This is a genomic window from Halorubrum sp. FL23 (assembly GCF_052439115.2).
GTDB lineage: Archaea > Halobacteriota > Halobacteria > Halobacteriales > Haloferacaceae > Halorubrum > Halorubrum persicum.
The window spans coordinates 1-17,318 of the sequence record NZ_JBQVRO020000007.1 but is presented as its reverse complement, the minus strand read 5'-3'; the positions used below and the strand labels follow the sequence as shown (position 1 = coordinate 17,318).

Here is a 17,318-nt window from a genome sequence, read left to right as displayed (position 1 = left end):
ACTGATCGCCGGTAACGATCGAGACCGCCGGGTTCTCCGGCGTCGCTTGCCGGCGCCGGGAGGAGTCATTCGCGCCGGATCGGCACAATTTAAGCCGGAGTCTCCCGCCCTTCGAAATGGATGAAACTACACGAACATCAAGCGAAGAGTATCTTCGCCGACGCCGGGATTCCCGTACCGGACTCCCGGCTCGCGACGACTGTCGACGAAGCGCTCGACGCGGTCGACGAGATCGGCTACCCGGCCGCGATCAAGGCGCAGGTCCACGTGGGGGGCCGCGGCAAGGCCGGCGGGATCAAGATCGCGACCGACCGCGACGAGGCCGAGCAGTACGCCGAGGAGATCCTCGGGATGGACCTCAAGGGGTACACCGTCGATCAGGTCCTCGTCGAGGCCGGCGTCGACTTCGTCGACGAGCTGTACGTCGGCGTCACCATGGACCGCGGCGAGGGGAAGCCGGTCCTGATGGTCTCGACCGAGGGCGGCGTCGACATCGAGGAGGTCGCCGAGGAGAACCCCGACGCGATCGCCCGCGAGCACGTCGACCCCGCGTTCGGGCTCCACCCGTATCAGGCCCGTAAGGTCGTCTACGAGGCGGGCGTCGACGCCGACGTGGCGCTCGACGTGGCCTCGATCCTCTCGACGCTGTACGACCTCTACGAGGAGAACGACGCCTCCGAGATCGAGGTCAACCCCGTCATGATCACGGACGACCGCGACGTGGTCGCCGCGGACGCCGTGATGAACATCGACGAGGACGCGCTGTTCCGCCAGCCCGACCTCGCCGAGATGGCCGAGGAGTCCTACGAGGACGACCTCGAACGAAAGGCCGGCGAGTACGGCTTCGACTACGTCCGCCTCTCGGGGAACGTCGGCATCATCGGCAACGGCGCCGGTCTCGTGATGACGACGCTCGACCTGGTCGACTACTACGGCGGCGCGCCCGCCAACTTCCTCGACATCGGCGGCGGCGCGAAGGCCGAACGCGTCACGCAGGCGCTCGACATGGTGTTCTCCGACGAGAACGTCGACGCCGTCGTGTTCAACATCTTCGGCGGGATCACCCGCGGCGACGAGGTCGCGAAGGGGATCAACGAGGCCTTAGAGCAGTTCGACGAGATCCCCAAGAAGGTGGTCGTCCGGCTCGCCGGCACGAACGCCGAGGAGGGGATGGAGATCCTGAACACGGACCTCGTGGAGGTCGAGAAGACGCTGGAGGACGCGGTCCAGCGTGCGGTGCAGAACGCCGAGGAGGTGACCCAATGAGCATTTTCGTCGACGACGACACGCGCGTCGTGGTACAGGGTATCACTGGCGGGGAAGGGAAGTTCCACGCCGGCCAGATGATCGAGTACGGCACCAACGTCGTCGCCGGCGCGGTGCCCGGCAAGGGCGGCCAGGAGGTCGACGGCGTCCCCGTCTACGACACCGTCGACGAGGCCGTCGAAGCGGAGAACGCGGACGCCTCCGTCATCTTCGTGCCGCCGGCGTTCGCCGCCGACGCGATCTTCGAGTCGCTCGACACGGACCTCGATCTGGCGGTCGCGATCACCGAGGGGATCCCGACCCAGGACATGGCGAAGGTGAACAAGCGCCTGAGTGAGACCGACACGCGGCTCCTCGGCCCCAACTGCCCGGGCATCATCACGCCCGGCGAGTCGAAACTCGGCATCCTCCCCGGCAACATCTTCTCCGAGGGGAACGTCGGGCTCGTCTCCCGCTCCGGCACGCTCACCTACCAGGTGGTCGACAACCTCACCGAGCGCGGGCTCGGTCAGTCGACCGCCATCGGCATCGGCGGGGACCCGATCATCGGGACTTCCTTCATCGACGCCCTCGAGGCGTTCGAGGCCGACCCCGACACCGACGCGGTCGTGATGTGCGGCGAGATCGGCGGCGAGGACGAGGAGCAGGCCGCCCGCTTCATCGGCGAACACATGGACACGCCGGTCGCCGGCTTCATCGCCGGTCGCACCGCGCCGCCGGGCAAGCGCATGGGCCACGCGGGCGCCATCGTCTCCGGCTCCGGCACGGGCACGGCGCAGTCGAAGATCGACGCGCTCAACGAGGCCGGCGTTCCCGTCGGCGACACCCCTGAGGAAGTCGCCGACCACGTCGAAGAGTTCCTGTAGCGCCGTTCCGCGCGCCGCACGGAGCAGCCGCTCCGTCACACCCGTTTTCGCGCCGTTCTCAGCTTCGGTCGCCGGAACGAAAGGTAAAATTACTCGTAGCGTGAGGTGTGGGTATGGATACCGATCCCACGGGCGACCGGGGCGGGCCGGAGGTCGACGCCTTCCGGGGATCGGAGCCGGCCGGGGGCGGGCCCCGGCGGGTGCTTCTCGTCGACGACGAGCCGGGCGCGGCCGACCTCGCCGCCACGCACGTCGAGCGCCTCCTCGACGGGGTGGAGACGGTGACGCGGACCTCGCCGACCGAGGCGCTCGACGTCGTCCGCGAGGAGCGGGTCGACTGCGTCGTCAGCGACTACAACATGCCCGGGACTCACGGGCTCGAACTGCTTGAACAGGCCCGGGCGATCGACCCCGGACTCCCGTTCGTGCTGTTCACCGGACGGGGGAGCGAGGAGATCGCGAGCGAGGCGATTTCGGCGGGCGTCACCGACTACCTCCAGAAAGGGGTGGGCCGCGACCGGTACGAGATGCTCGCGAACAGCGTCGAAAACGCCCTCAGCCGCCGCCGGGCCGAGCGCGACCTCCGGGAGGTGAACGCGAAGGTCACCGCGATCCACGAGTTCGCGACCGACGTGTCGGCGGCCGAGAACGCCGCCGAGGTGTTCGAGCGCGTCGTCGACGCCGCCGAGGGGATCTTGGATTTCAACCGCTGCGTCACGCTGCACCGCCGCGGCGACCAACTCGTCCCCGCGGCGCGCTCGGCGAGCGTCGGCGAGGACGAAGTCAGGACGTTCGCCGTCGGCGAGGGGGTCGTCGGAGCCACCGCCGCCGACGAGCGGACGATCGTCGTCGACAGTCTCAGCGTCGACCCCGCGGATCCGGACGCCCTCGAAGATCCGGAGAGTCCGGGACGGAGCGGCGGCAGGGCGGAGTCCGACTCGGCGACCGGCGATCCGGACGCCCGCGCCGGTGCGGAGGAACTGGCCGAACCGGTGGCGGACGACATCCGCTCCGCGATCAGCGTTCCGATCGGAGCGTACGGGGTGTTTCAGGCCGTCTCGGACGGGTACGCCGCGTTCGACGGCGGCGACGTGGAGTTCGCCGAGCTGCTGGCCGCCCACGCCGCCGACGCGCTCGAACAGCTCGAGACGGAGCACGCACTCAGGGCGGAGCGCGACAGGCTCTCCGCGCTGTTCGAGGACCTGCCGCTGCCGGTCGCCAGGACGGCGGGCGGGGACGGAAGCGAGCGCCGGCTCGATGCCACCAACAGGGCGTTCGAGGAGACGTTCGGCTTCTCCGAGGCGGGGAACGACTACGAGACGATCCGCGAGGAGGTCGTTCCGGACGACGAACCGAACATCGACCCCGCGGCGGTGATCGCTGCCGACGAGCCGCTTCGCCGGGAGGTGCGCCGGAAGACGGCCGACGGGCTCCGCGATTTCATCCTCAACGTCATTCCCGTCGAGCGGCCGGACGAGACGATCATCTACAACGTCTACGCCGACATCGGCGAGCAGAAGCGGATCGAGCGCACCCTCCGGCGGCTCCACGAGACGACCCGCGAGATGTTCCGCGGCGGGGACCGCGAGGAGATCGCGGCGCTGGCGGCGCGGGCCGCGGTCGACATCTTGGGGTTCCCGAGCAGCGGCGTCCGACTGTACGACCCCGACGCGGAGGCGCTGCTGCCGACCGCGCTCAGCGAGGAAGCGACCGAGGCGCTCGGCGAGCGACCCGCGTTCGGTCCCGGCGACGGACGGCTGTGGGACGCGTTCGAGACCGGGGAGTCGATCGTCGTCGACGACCTGAACGCGGTCGACACCGCCATCGGCTACGGCGAACACCGAAGCCTGCTCGTCGTTCCGCTCGGGGACCACGGCGTGATGCCGCTCGGCTCCCGGGAGCCGGGGTTCTTCGACGACACCGCGATACAGCTGGCCCGGGTGCTCGGCGCGAACGTCACCGTCGCGCTCGACGACGCCCGTCGCACGGCCCAGCTCCGCGACCGCGACGCGGAGCTGCAGCGGGAGATAGATCGGTTGGAGAAGTTCGCGGGACTCGTCTCCCACGACCTCCGGAATCCCCTCAACGTCGCCGCCGGGCGGCTGGATATCGCCCGGACGAAAATCGACGACGACGACGCGCTCGACGAACTCGCACGGATCGCGGCCGCGCACGACCGGATGGAGGAGCTCATCGACGACCTGCTCGCGCTGGCGCGACAGGGGCGGACCGTCGACGAACTGGAGTCCGTCTCGCTCGCCGACGCGGCCGCGCGGGCGTGGCGGAGCGTCGACACCGCGGACGCGACGCTGGAGCTGCCCGAGCGGACGCTCGCCGTCGAGGCCGACCCGGAGCGCCTGCGGACCCTGCTGGAGAACCTGTTCACGAACAGCGTGGAACACGGGGTCACCGAGTCGGCGGCCGACGCAGGGAGCGTCACGGTCAGCGTCGGGGCGCTCGCGGACGGCTTCTACGTCGCCGACGACGGGGTCGGCTTCGAGATCGATCCCGAGGAAGCGATCGAGTACGGAACGTCGAACGACCCGCGCGGGACGGGGTTCGGGCTCGCGATCGTTCGCGAGATCGCGGCCGCCCACGGGTGGTCGATGGACGTGATCGACGAAGACGGCGCGCGGTTCGAGTTCCGGACCGACCGCTGACAGTGGGACGCGCTGCGACCGACGGTGTATATAAAACGGTCGTGGACGTGCGAGATCTGCGCACACCCGGGTCACGGTTATGCCCGACTCGACCGTGCGTATTGGGTATGGACGAAGGCACCCGCGAGCTGCTCGAGCCGCTCCCGCCGAGCGCCAAACTGGTCTACTACGTCCTCGACGAGGAGGGCCGGTTCGACCAGACCGGGCTCGCCGAGGAGACGCGTCTCTCGACTCGGACCGTTCGGTTCGCCGTCGAGAAGCTCACCGAGGTCGGGCTCGTCGAGGAGGGGCTCTGTCCCAAGGACGCCCGGCGGTCCGTCTACGCCACCGTCCCCGAGTCGGAGCGGTCGACCGGCTCGGATCCCGAGGCGGCCTCCGACCCCGACGCGGAAGCGCCGACGGCGACCGCGGTCGCCGAAGACTGACGCCGACCGCGTTTCGCTTCCCGGTCCGTTTTCGCCCGATCCCCTTCCCTCGATCTCCCGTTCCCCCGATCCGTCGCGTTTTTGCCCGCGCGACCGGTAGTGAGCCCACTCGATGGCGACGTATCACATCGAAACGTACGGCTGTAGTTCCAACCGGGGCGAGAGCCGGGAGATAGAGCGGGCGCTGCGCGACGGCGGCCACCGCCCGGCAGACGGTCCCGAAGACGCGGATGTCGCCATCCTCAACACCTGTACGGTCGTCGAGAAGACGGAGCGGAACATGCTCCGGCGCGCCGAGGAGCTGGAAGAGGTAACCGCGGAGCTCGTCGTCACCGGCTGTATGGCGCTCGCGCAGGGCGAGGCGTTCGAGGAGGCCGACGTCGACGCCGAGATCCTCCACTGGGACGAGGTCCCCTCGTACGTGCTCAACGGCGAGTGCCCGACGGTCACGCCCGACGCCGAGCCCGTCCTCGACGGCGTCGTCGGCATCCTCCCCATCGCGCGGGGCTGCATGAGCAACTGCTCGTACTGCATCACGAAGTTCGCGACCGGACGGGTGGACTCCCCGTCGGTCGAGGAGAACGTCGAGAAGGCCCGCGCGCTGGTCCACGCGGGCGCCAAGGAGATCCGAGTGACCGGCCAGGACACCGGCGTGTACGGCTGGGACGACGGCGACCGGAAGCTCCCGGAGCTGCTCGACCGGATCTGCGACATCGACGGCGACTTTCGCGTCCGGCTCGGGATGGCCAACCCCGGCGGGATCCACGGCATCCACGACGAGCTGGCCGACGTGTTCTCCGACAACGAGGAGCTGTACGACTTCATCCACGCGCCGGTCCAGTCGGGCTCCGACGAGGTGCTCGAGGAGATGCGTCGTCAACACCGCGTCGAGAAGTTCCGGGAGATCGTCGAGACGTTCGACGACCGGCTCGACCACTGGACGCTCTCGACCGACTTCATCGTCGGCTTCCCGACCGAGACCGAGGCCGACCACGAGCGGTCGATGGACCTCCTCGCCGAGGTCCGCCCGGAGAAGATCAACGTCACTCGCTTCTCGAAGCGCCCCGGCACCGACGCCGCCGACATGAAGGGGCTCGGCGGGACCGTGAAGAAAGAGCGCTCGAAGGCGATGTCGGAGCTGAAGATGGAGGTCGTCGGCGAGGCGTACGAGTCGATGGTCGGCGAGCGCTTCGAGGTGCTCGTCGTCGAGGAGGGGACCGGCGACTCCGTGAAGTGCCGCGACGGCGCCTACCGCCAGATCATCGTCCAGAACGCGACCGAACGCGGCGTCGCGGTGGGCGACTTCGTGGAGGTGGAGGTGACCGGTCACAACACGGTGTACGCGTTCGGCGACCCGGTCGACGAAACGGCCTCGGACGCCGCGGGCGCCGACGACGCCGGTCGAGTCCCGGGCGACGACTGACGGGACGCGCCGTGAGGTCTCCTCGTACGCGCAGACCTCCTCGTACGCTCAGGCCTCCTCGTAGATCATCTCGACCTCGTCGGCGAAGCGGTCCAAGATGTTGCGCCGCTTCTTCTTCATCGTCGGCGTGAGGAGGTCGTTCTCCTCGGTGAACTCCTCGTCGACGAGCCGGAACTGCTTGATCCGCTCGTACCGCTCGAACTCCTCGTTGACGCGGTCGATCTCCTCCTGGATCCGATCGCGCACGCGGTCGTCGCTGCAGATTCCCCTGTGGTCGTCGGGGAGATCGACGCCGCGCGTGTCCGCCCACGCGGCCACCTTCTCGAAGTTCGGGACGATCAGCGCGGAGACGAACTTCCGACCGTCCCCGAGCACGACGCACTGCTCGACGAACTCGTTCGCCGCGAACCGGTCTTCGATCGGGCCGGGGGCGACGTTCTTCCCGGTGGAGAGCACGAGCAGCTGCTTCGCGCGCTCGCGGAAGGCGACGTAGCCGTCGGGGCGGAGCTGGACGATGTCGCCCGTGCGGAACCACGGCTCGTCGGGGTCGCCCTCGCGCTCGGCGGGGGGCGTCCCGGCGAGAACGGCGTCCTCCGGGATCCGATCCGGCTCGGTGAAGGCCTCCGCGGTCGCGTCCGGGCGGTTCCAGTAGCCGTCGGTCACCTGCGGACCCCGGACGAGCAGCTCGCCCACGTCGCCCGCGAGGTCCGCGACCTCCTCGCCGACGACCGTGTCGTCGATCGCGATCTCGGTGTCGACCACCGGCGGGCCGATGGTGCCGACCTTCGGCTCCTCTGGCGGGTTGACGCTGATGACGGGAGAAGTCTCAGTCAGTCCGTACCCCTCCAGAATGGGCAGGTCCATCGCGTGGTACAGCGCGCACAGCTCCGCCGACAGCGACCCGCCGCCGGAGATGAAGAAGTCGATGTTGCCGCCGATCGCCTCGCGGACCGACGAGAAGACGAGCCGGTCGGCGATCGCGCGCTTCGCGTCGAGCAGGGCGCCCGGGTCGTCGGCCTCGTGGTGGGCCTGTCCCACGCCGACCGCCCACTCGAAGATGCGCTCTTTCACCGGCGACTCGCCCGCCTGCTCGCGGATCGCGTCGTACAGCTTCTCGTAGACGCGCGGAACGCTCGTGGTCGTCGTCGGCCGGACGAGCCCGAAGTCCTCGCGCAGGGTGTCCGGGCTCTCGGCGTAGCCGACGGTCGCGCCCGCCGCGAACATCATGTAGTGGCCGGCGAGCCGCTCGAAGACGTGCGCGAGCGGGAGGAACGAGAGGGTCGTCGACGCGGCGCTGATCCCCGGTACGTCGGGGTCGCGGTCCGGGCGGTTCGCGAACCGCCGGTAACACTGGTTGACGTTCTCCCGGAAGTTGGCGTGGGTGAGCCGGACGCCCTTCGGCTTGCCCGTCGTGCCGGAGGTGTAGATGAGGCTCGCGAGGTCGTCGGCGTCGACCGCGTCGATCCACGACTGATAGGCGTCCTCGTCGAACGCGTCGTCGCCGAGGGCGTGGACCTCGCCGAGGCTGTACACGTCGTCGGCGGAGAGGCCGGCGTCGCCGTCGGCACCCGCACCGCCGAGCTCCGCGTCGAGATCGGTCGCGTCCACGTCGTCGAACGAGACGATCGCGTCGAGGTCGTGTTCGAGGTCGTCGGCGACCGCGAGCACCTCGTCGAGCAGCTCGCGGTCCTCCACCACGACGACGGTCGCCTCCGGGTCCTCGATCAGGTAGCGGAGCTGAGCCGGCGAGGAGGAGGCGTACACGGTCGTGACGGTCGCGCCCGCGGCGAGCGCCGCGAAGTCGGTCTGGGCCCACTCCATCCGGGTCTGCGCGTACAGCGCCACGCGGGTGTCGCCGTCGACGCCGAGCTCGCGGAAGCCGGCCGCGAGCCGCCGGACGATCGCGCGCATCTCGGCGTAGGTCAGGTCGGCGAACTCGCCCGCGGAGGCTGGCGGAAGCACCCCGGCGGAGACTAACGACCGGTCGTAGATCCCGCCCTTGTACCGCTGGGCGAGCCGGTCCGCGTTGCGCTCTGCGGCGCGTTCGAACATGCGCGGGAGCGTCTCTCGGGCGACCACGTCGTCCGCGAACTCCCGCTCCGCCTCTCGCCAGTTCATACCACGAACTCCCGCCCAAACAGTATAAACGGTTGGGTAGTTTCGAGTTCATTCGAGGGGCGGAACGCGAGGGTTTAATCCCGAGAGAGGGCGAGGGACCTCTGTGGACCCCGATCGGATCCCCGCCGAGTTCCCCGCCCCGAGCTTTCGGGGGGCACAGGAGCGGGCGCTCGCGGACATCCGCGACGCGTTCGCGGCCGGCAACGACGTCGTCCTGGTGCGCGCGCCGACCGGCAGCGGCAAGTCCCTCCTCGCGCGGGCGATCATGGGCGCGTCGGCGACCGTCGAGGAGACGGCCCCGAGCGAGGCGACCGGCGCCTACTACACCACTCCGCAGGTGTCGCAGATCGACGACGTGGAGGCGGACGGCCTGCTCGACGATCTGGCGGTCATTCGGGGGAAATCGAACTACGACTGCATCCTCCCCGGCGAACACGACACGCCGGTCAACCGCGCCCCCTGCGTCCGCCAGCAGGGGTTCGACTGCTCCGTGAAACACCGGTGTCCGTACTTCTCCGACCGCGCCATCGCCTCCGGGAACCGCTACGCCGCGATGACGTTGGCGTACTTCATGCGGACCGCCGGCTCGGAGGTGTTCCGCAAGCGCGACACCGTCGTGATCGACGAGGCCCACGGGCTCGCGGAGTGGGCGGAGATGTACGCGACGATCGAGCTCTCGCCCGACCGCGTCCCGGTGTGGGACGAGGTCGGGGTCCCCGACGTGGCGGCCGACGCCGGCCCCGAGGAGGACGCGCTCGACCGCACCGCGCGGTTCGCCGCGTCGCTCCGGGACACCGCCAAGCGGGCGAAAGACGAGCTGACCGGCCGCCCCGAACTCGACCGCGAGGAGGTCGCGCGTCGGGACCGCCTGCAGGAGCTGATCAGCGAGCTCGGCTGGTTCCTGGAGGACTACCGCGACCCGGAGTCGCCGACGACCTGGGTTGTCGACCAGCCCGACGGCGAGGGGTCGGCGCTCGCGATCAAACCCCTCGATCCGGCTCGCTACCTCCGACACACCGTGTGGGACCGCGGGAACACGTTCGCGCTGCTGTCCGCGACCATCCTCTCGAAGGAGGCGTTCTGTCGGGGGGTCGGCCTCGACCCCGCGAACGTCGCCCTCGTCGACGTCGAGCACACGTTCCCGCTCGCGCACCGTCCCCTGTACGACGTGACGCAGGGCCAGATGACCTACGAGCACCGCGACGAGACGGTGCCGAAGATCGCCCGGCTCATCGTCCGGCTGATGGCGGAACACCCCGACGAGAAGGGGTTGATCCACGCGCACTCGTACGATATCGCCGGTCGACTCACGGAGCTGCTCGGGGAGTTCGGCGTCGCCGCGCGGGTCCGCCGACACGACCGTGCGAACCGCGACGCGGAGCTGGCGGCGTGGAAGGCGAGCGACGACCCGGAGGTGTTCGTCTCGGTGAAGATGGAGGAGGCGCTCGACCTGAAAGGCGACCTCTGTCGCTGGCAAGTGGTGTGTAAGGCGCCGTACCGCAACACCAACGACTCTCGGGTCGCCCGCCGGCTCGCCGACGACCAGTGGGCGTGGTATCACCGGACCGCGCTCCGGACCGTCATTCAGGCGTGCGGACGCGTCGTGCGCGCACCCGACGACCACGGGGCGACGTACCTCGCCGACGACTCGCTGTTGGACCTCTTCGACCGCGCGGAGGCCGACACGCCGCCGTGGTTCCGCGACCAGATCGACGCGATGACGACGCCGACGCTGCCCGACTTCGATCCCGACGCGGCGCTGGCCGGCATCGACGCCGCGCCGTCCGGGCCGTCCCGGGCGGCCCGCGAGCGCGGGAGGACCCTCGGGAACGAATCGGGTGGGCGCGGGAGCCACGGCGGCGGCTCCCGTACGAACGGTTCGAGCGCGTCCGGCGGGACGGAGTCGGAGTCGACCGCCGGGAGCGGCGAGGGGGACGGAGCAACGCGAACGCGCTCGGAAGCGGACGCTGAGCGCCGGAAGGACCACCCGCTCTCAGACGTCTGGGGCGACGGCTAGGAGACACCGGCGAGGGAGGGTGTCGCGGACACCGATCAGCGACGGGGATCGGGGGATTCCGGACCGGTTCCGTTCAGCGCTTACAGGAGCGTGACGCCCCACGCGGCCATGGAGCTGACCATGAGGAACGCGAAGAACAGCGCGAACAGCTGTTGTCTGTCCATACACCGGATACGACCGCAGAGCGTGATAACTCCTGCGGGCGCGGGTCAGCGGCCGAAGCGGCGCCGGTCTCCCCTCGCCAACTGAATGAGGGGCCGTTCAGCATGCATTATACACCCACGGATTGATCAACCGTCAATATATATCGTATAAGGTGTATCAGGAACCTCAATCGATTAGTAACCTTCATAAACCATCACGCCGGTATGGTAGATATGGCAACAAAGGGTCTGTCGACCGCGCTGACGCTGTACGGTGCACGTACACTGACACTGTCTCAGGCGGCCGCACAGGCCGGTCTCAGCGAGGCAGAGTTCATCGACCAGCTGGAGCGTCGCGGGATCGAAGTGACCGAGTCGGAGCGCGCCGCCGCGCTCGGTAACGAGCAGCCGGCCCACGCCGACTGACCGACGGCGACACGCGGGACGACGGATTTCTTCTCTTTCGCAGCGACGACTGGCAGCGGCGCCCAGACGGGGCTCTTCCGCCCGCGCCGTCTACGCCTCGGGGACGAGGTGAACCTCGCCGCCGTGTTCGAACGCGAGCACGGAGTCCTCGTCGCCGTCGACGAAGGCGGGGTTCGGGACCGTCTTCGCCTCGTACGTGACCGGGTCGAGCACCTGGATCGCGTTCTCGTCTTCCACCGTCACCACCGTCGTCTCCGTCGCGTCGTCTCGGCGGCCGAGTCGGGTCGCGTCCGGGGCCGCCGCGTCCTCGAACTCCGAGGTGTACTCCTCGCCCGTAGCGAGGCGGACGCCGCGGAGCCGACCGGCGACGCTGGTGACGAGCACGGGGCCGTCGCCGTCCTCCGGGTCGAGTATTTCGCCCTCGGCGTAGCGCGGGAGGCGGACCGCGAACGTCACCCGGTACACCTCGTTGCCGTCGCCGTCCTCGGTGACGAGCGTCGGGTACGACTCGAAGCTCCCGCCGAGCGACTCCGTGATCCGCGTCGCGACGTTCTGCGCGAGCCGGTTCGACGAGAGCTTGATGTCCGGCCCGTCGTCGGTCTCGTTGACCTCCGTGATGAACGCCTCGCGGTCGCCGTCGGCCTCCTGATCGGCGACGTACGACTCGGCGATGTCGAGCGCCTCGGCGCGCTCGGCCGGCGTCAGATCGCGCTCGTCCGCGCGCACCTGCACGACCCCGGCGTAGTAGCCGCCGGCGATGCGGCCACACCGGTCGCAGGTCCCCCGCGAGATCTTCACGGGGACCGTCACTTCCGCCGAACGGAGCGTCCCGCGGACGACCCCCGAGAAGCGGCAGTGCATCCGGACGTTGTTCTCGTCGACCTGCTCGGGTTCGACGCCCCACTCGACGTCTTCGGCGGCGACGTGGACCCCGAGGGCCTCCGCGACTTCGTCGACGGCAACGTCGGTGTAGTCGCGCGCGCCCACGTCGCGCCACGACTCGCCGCGGCGGACGGCCCCGCAGCCCGAACAGACCAATACCTCGATCCGGTCGGGCGCGTCGACCAGCTCGAAGTCCTCGAAGTAACAGTCGTCACACAGCAGCGCGTCCCGCCCTCGGGGGTCGCCGGGAAGCGGCTCGCGCCGCTCCGGGACGGCGTCGCCACACCGGGGACAGAACTCCCGCGACTCGCTCATTACCGGCGGCTACGCCGAGGAGGCGTTTAAGCGGCGCGGACCGCCCCGCTCGGGGGCGCCGGAGCCACCACGAGACCCGATCCCTCCGAAATCGTTTTTCGCGCGGACCGAGAACGGGTGCGTATGAGCGGAAACCCCGACGACGAACGGCTCGAAGAGCTGCGAGAGAAGAAGATGCAGGAGCTCCGCGAGCGCGAGCAGGGCGGCGGCGCCGACGCGGAGGCCCAACAGCAGGCACAGGAGCGCGCCGAGGCCCAACAGGAGGCCGTGCTCAAACAGTACCTCACGGACGGCGCGCGGCAGCGGCTCAACGCGGTCGCGATGTCCAAGCCGGAGTTCGGCGACAAGGTGAAACAGCAGGTCGCGGCGCTCGCGCAGAGCGGCCGGATTCAGGGACAGATCGACGAGGACCAGATGCGCGACCTCCTGAAAGAACTCCAGCCCGACCAGCAGAGCTTCGACATCCAGCGGCGATAGATGGAGCTCGCGCTGCTGTACAGCGGGGGGAAAGACTCCTCGCTCGCCGCTCACCTGCTCGACCGGTTCTACGACGTGCGCTGCGTCACCGGGAGCTTCGGGCTCACGGAGGACTGGAAGCACGCCGAGCGCGCGGCCACGGAGCTGGGGTTCCCCTTCGAGCGCGTCGACCTCGACCGAGCGGTCGCCGAGGAGGCGGCCCGGACGATGATCGACGACGGCTACCCGCGGAACGGGATCCAGCGCGTTCACGAGCACGCCTTGGAGGCGATCGCGAGCCGCGACGTCGACGCGATCGCCGACGGCACGCGCCGTGACGACCGAGTCCCCACGGTGTCGCGGGCCCAGGCGCAGAGCCTGGAAGACCGCCACGGGATCGACTACATCTCCCCGCTCTCCGGGTTCGGCCGCCACGCGGTCGACCGGCTCGTCGAGGAGACGTTCGACGTCCAACAGGGGCCGAGCGAAGAGGTCCCGAAGGCGGATTACGAGGACGAGCTGCGAACGCTCATCGCCGGCGAACACGGCGAGGAGACCGTCGCCGAAGTGTTCCCGGACCACGACCAGACGTACGTGCACGGCCGGAACGACTGACCGGCGTGTGCGCCCGGCGCGCGTCGCTCCGGGCGGGACCGCCGAGTTCTCGCCGAGCCGGGATCGCCGGAACGACTTTTGACCCCGCGCTCGTTGCTTCGCGTATGTCATCCGAACGAGTCGTCGAGCTTCTTCGAGAGGCCTACGCCGACGAGATCGAGACCGTGATGAACTACCAGACGAACGCCATCGTCCTCGACGGCGTCCGCGCCGAGGAGATCAAAGAGAGCCTCCAGCAGGACATCCAGGAGGAGCTCGGCCACGCCGAGCAGCTCGGGCAGCGGCTCAAACAGCTCGACGCGCGCCCACCGGGGTCGGCGGAGTTCACGGCCAAGCAGGACTCCTTACAGCCGCCCGCGGACTCGACCGACGTGTTGTCGGTGATCAACGGCGTCCTCGACGCCGAGGAGGGCGCGATCGCGACCTACCGCAGCCTGATCGACGCCGCGGAGGACGCGGACGATCCGGTCACCGAGGATCTCGCCGTGACCCTCCTCTCCGACGAGGAGGCCCACCGGACCGAGTTCCGCGGGTTCCAGAAGGAGTACCAGCGCGACTAGGCGGGACGGGCGGCGCGTCGGCGCCGCGACTCGGGAGCCGGCCGGTGCGATCCCGCACCGAAAGGATGCTTTCAAGCGGACGCTCGTCGAACCGACGTGCATGTACGACGGCCTCAAGGGATTCCGCGACTTCTACCCCGGCGAGCAGTCGGCTCGTCGCGAGGTGACGGACGCGATCGAGGACGCCGCGAGCCGGTACGGCTTCCGCGAGATCGCCACGCCCGCGTTGGAGCGGACGGAGATGTACGTCGACAAGTCGGGCGAGGAGATCGTCGAGGAGCTGTACGCCTTCGACGACAAGGGCGGGCGCGGCGTCTCGATGACGCCGGAGCTCACCCCCACGGTCGCCCGGATGGTCGTCGCGAAGGGCCAGGAGCTCTCGAAGCCGATCAAGTGGGTCTCCACTCGCCCGTTCTGGCGCTACGAGCAGGTCCAGCAGGGGCGCTTCCGTGAGTTCTACCAGACGAACATCGACGTGTTCGGCTCCTCGGCGCCCGAGGCCGACGCCGAGGTGCTCGCGGTCGCCGCCGACGCGCTCACGAGTCTGGGGCTCACCGGCGACGACTTCGAGTTCCGAGTCTCGCACCGCGACATCCTCGGCGGGCTCGTCCGGGCGCTCGCCGACGACCCCGACGCGGTCGACACCGCGGCCGCCATCCGCGCGGTCGACAAGCGCGCGAAGGTCGGCGACGGGGAGTACCTCGGACTCCTCTCTGACGCCGGGCTCGACCGCGCGACCGCCCGCGAGTTCGACGCCCTCATCGCGGACGTGGAAACCGCCGACGACCTCGACGCCGTGGCCGAGGCCGGCGGCGACGAGGTCGAGGCGGCGGTCGAGAACCTCCGGAACGTGCTCGCCGCCGCCGACGACTTCGGCGCCGGGGAGTTCTGCGAGGTGTCGCTGACGACCGCCCGCGGGTTGGACTACTACACCGGCGTCGTCTTCGAGTGTTTCGACTCGACCGGCGAGGTGTCCCGCTCCGTCTTCGGCGGCGGTCGTTACGACGACCTCATCGAGAGCTTCGGGGGCCAGCCCACGCCCGCGGTCGGCGTCGCGCCCGGTCACGCCACCCTCAAACTCCTCTGTCAGCGCGCCGGCGTCTGGCCCGACGAGGAGCTTTCGACCGACTACTACGTGCTGAGCGTGGGCGACACGCGCGGCGAGGCCGCCGCGCTCGCCCGCGACCTCCGCGCGCTCGGCGACGACGTGGTCGTCGAACAGGACGTCTCCGACCGCTCGTTCGGCGCCCAGCTCGGCTACGCCGACTCGATCAACGCCGAGACGGTCGTGGTCGTCGGCGAGCGCGACCTAGAGAACGGCGAGTACACGGTGAAGGATATGGACAGCGGCGACGAGACGACCGTGCCGGTCGAGGAGTTCCCGCCTGAAGAGGGGCTGCCGACGTACGAGGACTACGAGTAACCCCCCGGCGCGTCCCGCCGCGTCGCCGACCGCCGTCAGCCGACTCCCCCCTCAACGCTTTTCAAGCGCGCGCCGGGACCTGAAGACGATGACCCCGCTGTCGACGGCGATGCCTCCGGGCGAGGTCGGCCTCCGCGTGGCGGCAGGCGTCGCCCTCATCCTGATCAACGCGTACTTCGTGGCGATCGAGTTCGGCCTGACGCGCCTCAGACAGTACCCCGAGTCGGAGATGGACACCCCCGGACTGCAGCGCGCGTGGGAGATGACGGACGATCTGGAGTTCTACCTGACGACCTGTCAGGTGTGGATCTCCGGGACGAGCATCGCGCTCGGTATCGTCGCGGAGCCGGGGCTCGCCGCGCTGTTCGCGCCGCTGTTCGAGAACACGGCGTTCGCGTCCGCCGGCGCGGGGTCGCTGCTCGGCTTTTTCATCATCAACATGGTCCACCTCACCCACGGCGAACAGACCCCGACGTACCTCGGCGTCGAGCGCTCGAAGCAGGTCGCGGAGTACGGCGCGCGGCCGCTGTACTGGTTCGCGTGGCTCATCTCCCCGGTGATCAAGGTCGGCGACTGGGTCGCGAAAGCCACCCTCAGGCTGTTCGGCGTCGAGATGACGGGGTCGTGGACGGAGGCCGAAAGCGAGGTGTTGGAGACGCGCGCGGAGCTCCGCAAGCGCCTCGGGTCGATGATGGAGGAGGTCGAACTCCCCGAGGAGCGGCGCGAGGAAGTGCTCAACGCCCTCGCCGTCGACGAGGTCGACGTGACCGAGATCATGACGCCAGTCGACGAGATCGTCTCGCTGTCGACGGCCGCGTCGCCGGCCGAGAACTTCGACCGGATCCGGGACACGCCGCACAGCCGCTTCCCGCTCGTGGGCGAGTCGCCGGAGGAGTTCGAGGGGATCGTGTACGCCCCCTCGATCGTCTCCAACTTCGAGGCCCTCCAGCGGGGGGACGTGACGTTCGCCGAGATCGCGGCGCCGCCGATGACGGTTTCGGCCGACGCCAACGCGAGCGACGCGTACGACCGGTTCCAAGCGGAGAACCAGGAGATCGCGCTCGTGCTCGGGGACGGCGAGACCGTCGGGCTCCTCACCGCGACCGACGCGCTGGAAGCGGTGATGGGACAGCTCGAGGACCCGCTCGACGCCGACGAGCTGTAGCGGCCCGCGCTCTGCGGACCTCAGTTGAACGCCTCGCGCAGGAACACCAGCGCCCCGCCGAGCATCGCGAGGTTGCCGAAGAAGGCGAGCCGCTCGCCGCTCTTGTCGTCCTCGTCGGCGTTCCAGAAGTCGTGCATCGTCGCCGTCACCACCGTCAGGAAGGCGACGGCCGCGCCGGTCGCGATCCGCGGGAGCCGCCAGAGCGCGATCCCGACGCCCGCGGCCACCATCATCCCGGACGCGAACGGGGCGGCGAGATCGGGCGCCGGCACTCCCGCCGACTCGGCGTACTCGATCGTGTCGTCCATGTCGCGGAAGTCCTCGGAGGCCTGCGCGGCGAGGCCGACCCCGAGCAGGACGCGGCCGAGCCGCGAGGGCGCGGCTCCGGCGTCGGCTGGCGGTTCCGTCGGCTGTGTCGGGTCGTCGTCGGTCATACGTATACACACGGTAGCATGACACATAAATCGACGTGCGAAGCCGGCGGTCGCGTTAAGTTAGAGAATGAGGCGCTCGACTTCAGAGTGTCTATGGCCGAAACCGAGCGCCTCAGCGAACGTA

Annotated in this window: 15 protein-coding genes; 12 read left to right on the top strand and 3 right to left on the bottom strand. The window is 69.5% G+C overall.

Features of this window, described 5'->3' with window-relative positions; all coding sequences use genetic code 11:
* The first annotated feature begins 120 nt into the window (after positions 1 to 120).
* The 5 genes from sucC to ACT4MF_RS10085 all read left to right on the top strand — a co-directional run bounded on the left by sucC (position 121) and on the right by ACT4MF_RS10085 (position 6,640).
* On the top strand, positions 121 to 1,266 hold the full coding sequence (gene sucC, locus ACT4MF_RS10105; RefSeq protein WP_099253981.1) for an ADP-forming succinate--CoA ligase subunit beta: 1,146 nt from the start codon (positions 121 to 123) through the stop codon (positions 1,264 to 1,266).
* Positions 1,263 to 2,132 (top strand): succinate--CoA ligase subunit alpha, encoded by an 870-nt coding sequence (sucD, locus tag ACT4MF_RS10100; RefSeq protein ID WP_099253982.1) that lies wholly within the window; start codon positions 1,263 to 1,265, stop codon positions 2,130 to 2,132. The genes sucC and sucD overlap by 4 nt, the downstream gene beginning before the upstream one ends.
* Positions 2,133 to 2,245: 113 nt before the next feature.
* On the top strand, positions 2,246 to 4,792 hold the full coding sequence (locus ACT4MF_RS10095) for a PAS domain-containing sensor histidine kinase (RefSeq protein ID WP_444682531.1): 2,547 nt from the start codon (positions 2,246 to 2,248) through the stop codon (positions 4,790 to 4,792).
* 107 nt (positions 4,793 to 4,899) lie between these two features.
* Positions 4,900 to 5,217: a helix-turn-helix domain-containing protein gene (locus tag ACT4MF_RS10090; protein WP_099253984.1), complete on the top strand. Its 318-nt coding sequence runs from the start codon at positions 4,900 to 4,902 to the stop codon at positions 5,215 to 5,217.
* A 112-nt stretch (positions 5,218 to 5,329) separates the two neighbouring features.
* Complete coding sequence (locus ACT4MF_RS10085; protein WP_444682530.1) at positions 5,330 to 6,640, top strand: tRNA (N(6)-L-threonylcarbamoyladenosine(37)-C(2))-methylthiotransferase; 1,311 nt, start codon at positions 5,330 to 5,332, stop codon at positions 6,638 to 6,640.
* 48 nt (positions 6,641 to 6,688) lie between these two features.
* Here ACT4MF_RS10085 and ACT4MF_RS10080 read toward each other — a convergent pair whose 3' ends face one another.
* Positions 6,689 to 8,758, bottom strand: a complete 2,070-nt coding sequence (locus ACT4MF_RS10080; protein WP_444682529.1) for an AMP-dependent synthetase/ligase — start codon at positions 8,756 to 8,758, stop codon at positions 6,689 to 6,691.
* 103 nt (positions 8,759 to 8,861) lie between these two features.
* Here ACT4MF_RS10080 and ACT4MF_RS10075 point away from each other — a divergent pair, with 103 nt between their 5' ends.
* A complete protein-coding gene (locus tag ACT4MF_RS10075; RefSeq protein ID WP_099253987.1) occupies positions 8,862 to 10,775 on the top strand; it encodes a helicase C-terminal domain-containing protein in 1,914 nt (637 codons plus the stop codon).
* Between the two features lie 377 nt (positions 10,776 to 11,152).
* Positions 11,153 to 11,344, top strand: coding sequence for a DUF7317 family protein (locus ACT4MF_RS10070; protein ID WP_099254016.1), 192 nt, complete (start codon positions 11,153 to 11,155; stop codon positions 11,342 to 11,344).
* 90 nt (positions 11,345 to 11,434) lie between these two features.
* Here the strand turns inward: ACT4MF_RS10070 and ACT4MF_RS10065 are convergent, their stop codons facing one another.
* Positions 11,435 to 12,541, bottom strand: coding sequence for a 60S ribosomal export protein NMD3 (locus ACT4MF_RS10065; RefSeq protein WP_444682528.1), 1,107 nt, complete (start codon positions 12,539 to 12,541; stop codon positions 11,435 to 11,437).
* Positions 12,542 to 12,664: 123 nt separating this feature from the next.
* On the opposite strand from ACT4MF_RS10065, the gene ACT4MF_RS10060 reads away from it, so the two are divergent.
* The 5 genes from ACT4MF_RS10060 to ACT4MF_RS10040 all read left to right on the top strand — a co-directional run bounded on the left by ACT4MF_RS10060 (position 12,665) and on the right by ACT4MF_RS10040 (position 16,760).
* The gene (locus ACT4MF_RS10060) at positions 12,665 to 13,018 is read left to right on the top strand and encodes a DNA-binding protein (protein WP_444682527.1); all 354 of its coding nucleotides are present in this window, start codon (positions 12,665 to 12,667) and stop codon (positions 13,016 to 13,018) included.
* Positions 13,019 to 13,612, top strand: a complete 594-nt coding sequence (locus ACT4MF_RS10055; protein WP_099253990.1) for a DUF7411 family protein — start codon at positions 13,019 to 13,021, stop codon at positions 13,610 to 13,612.
* Positions 13,613 to 13,716: 104 nt separating this feature from the next.
* Positions 13,717 to 14,172 carry a DUF892 family protein gene (locus tag ACT4MF_RS10050; RefSeq protein ID WP_099253991.1) on the top strand — a complete coding sequence of 152 codons (456 nt, stop codon included), beginning with the start codon at positions 13,717 to 13,719 and terminating at the stop codon, positions 14,170 to 14,172.
* Positions 14,173 to 14,272: 100 nt separating this feature from the next.
* Positions 14,273 to 15,595 carry a histidine--tRNA ligase gene (hisS, locus tag ACT4MF_RS10045; RefSeq protein ID WP_099253992.1) on the top strand — a complete coding sequence of 441 codons (1,323 nt, stop codon included), beginning with the start codon at positions 14,273 to 14,275 and terminating at the stop codon, positions 15,593 to 15,595.
* Between the two features lie 88 nt (positions 15,596 to 15,683).
* Positions 15,684 to 16,760, top strand: coding sequence for a CNNM domain-containing protein (locus ACT4MF_RS10040; RefSeq protein ID WP_444682526.1), 1,077 nt, complete (start codon positions 15,684 to 15,686; stop codon positions 16,758 to 16,760).
* Positions 16,761 to 16,780: 20 nt separating this feature from the next.
* Here the strand turns inward: ACT4MF_RS10040 and ACT4MF_RS10035 are convergent, their stop codons facing one another.
* Entirely contained in the window at positions 16,781 to 17,194 is a 414-nt protein-coding gene (locus ACT4MF_RS10035) for a DoxX family protein (RefSeq protein WP_444682525.1), read from the bottom strand.
* Positions 17,195 to 17,318 lie beyond the last annotated feature (124 nt).

Excerpts from the sequence above, each read along its gene's own strand:
- sucC (WP_099253981.1), top strand. The coding sequence starts at position 121 with ATGAAACTACACGAACATCAAGCGAAGAGTATCTTCGCCGACGCCGGG.
- sucD (WP_099253982.1), top strand. The coding sequence starts at position 1,263 with ATGAGCATTTTCGTCGACGACGACACGCGCGTCGTGGTACAGGGTATC.
- ACT4MF_RS10095 (WP_444682531.1), top strand. The coding sequence starts at position 2,246 with ATGGATACCGATCCCACGGGCGACCGGGGCGGGCCGGAGGTCGACGCC.
- ACT4MF_RS10090 (WP_099253984.1), top strand. The coding sequence starts at position 4,900 with ATGGACGAAGGCACCCGCGAGCTGCTCGAGCCGCTCCCGCCGAGCGCC.
- ACT4MF_RS10085 (WP_444682530.1), top strand. The coding sequence starts at position 5,330 with ATGGCGACGTATCACATCGAAACGTACGGCTGTAGTTCCAACCGGGGC.
- ACT4MF_RS10080 (WP_444682529.1), bottom strand. The coding sequence starts at position 8,758 with ATGAACTGGCGAGAGGCGGAGCGGGAGTTCGCGGACGACGTGGTCGCC.
- ACT4MF_RS10070 (WP_099254016.1), top strand. The coding sequence starts at position 11,153 with ATGGCAACAAAGGGTCTGTCGACCGCGCTGACGCTGTACGGTGCACGT.
- ACT4MF_RS10065 (WP_444682528.1), bottom strand. The coding sequence starts at position 12,541 with ATGAGCGAGTCGCGGGAGTTCTGTCCCCGGTGTGGCGACGCCGTCCCG.
- ACT4MF_RS10060 (WP_444682527.1), top strand. The coding sequence starts at position 12,665 with ATGAGCGGAAACCCCGACGACGAACGGCTCGAAGAGCTGCGAGAGAAG.
- ACT4MF_RS10055 (WP_099253990.1), top strand. The coding sequence starts at position 13,019 with ATGGAGCTCGCGCTGCTGTACAGCGGGGGGAAAGACTCCTCGCTCGCC.
- ACT4MF_RS10050 (WP_099253991.1), top strand. The coding sequence starts at position 13,717 with ATGTCATCCGAACGAGTCGTCGAGCTTCTTCGAGAGGCCTACGCCGAC.
- hisS (WP_099253992.1), top strand. The coding sequence starts at position 14,273 with ATGTACGACGGCCTCAAGGGATTCCGCGACTTCTACCCCGGCGAGCAG.
- ACT4MF_RS10040 (WP_444682526.1), top strand. The coding sequence starts at position 15,684 with ATGACCCCGCTGTCGACGGCGATGCCTCCGGGCGAGGTCGGCCTCCGC.
- ACT4MF_RS10035 (WP_444682525.1), bottom strand. The coding sequence starts at position 17,194 with ATGACCGACGACGACCCGACACAGCCGACGGAACCGCCAGCCGACGCC.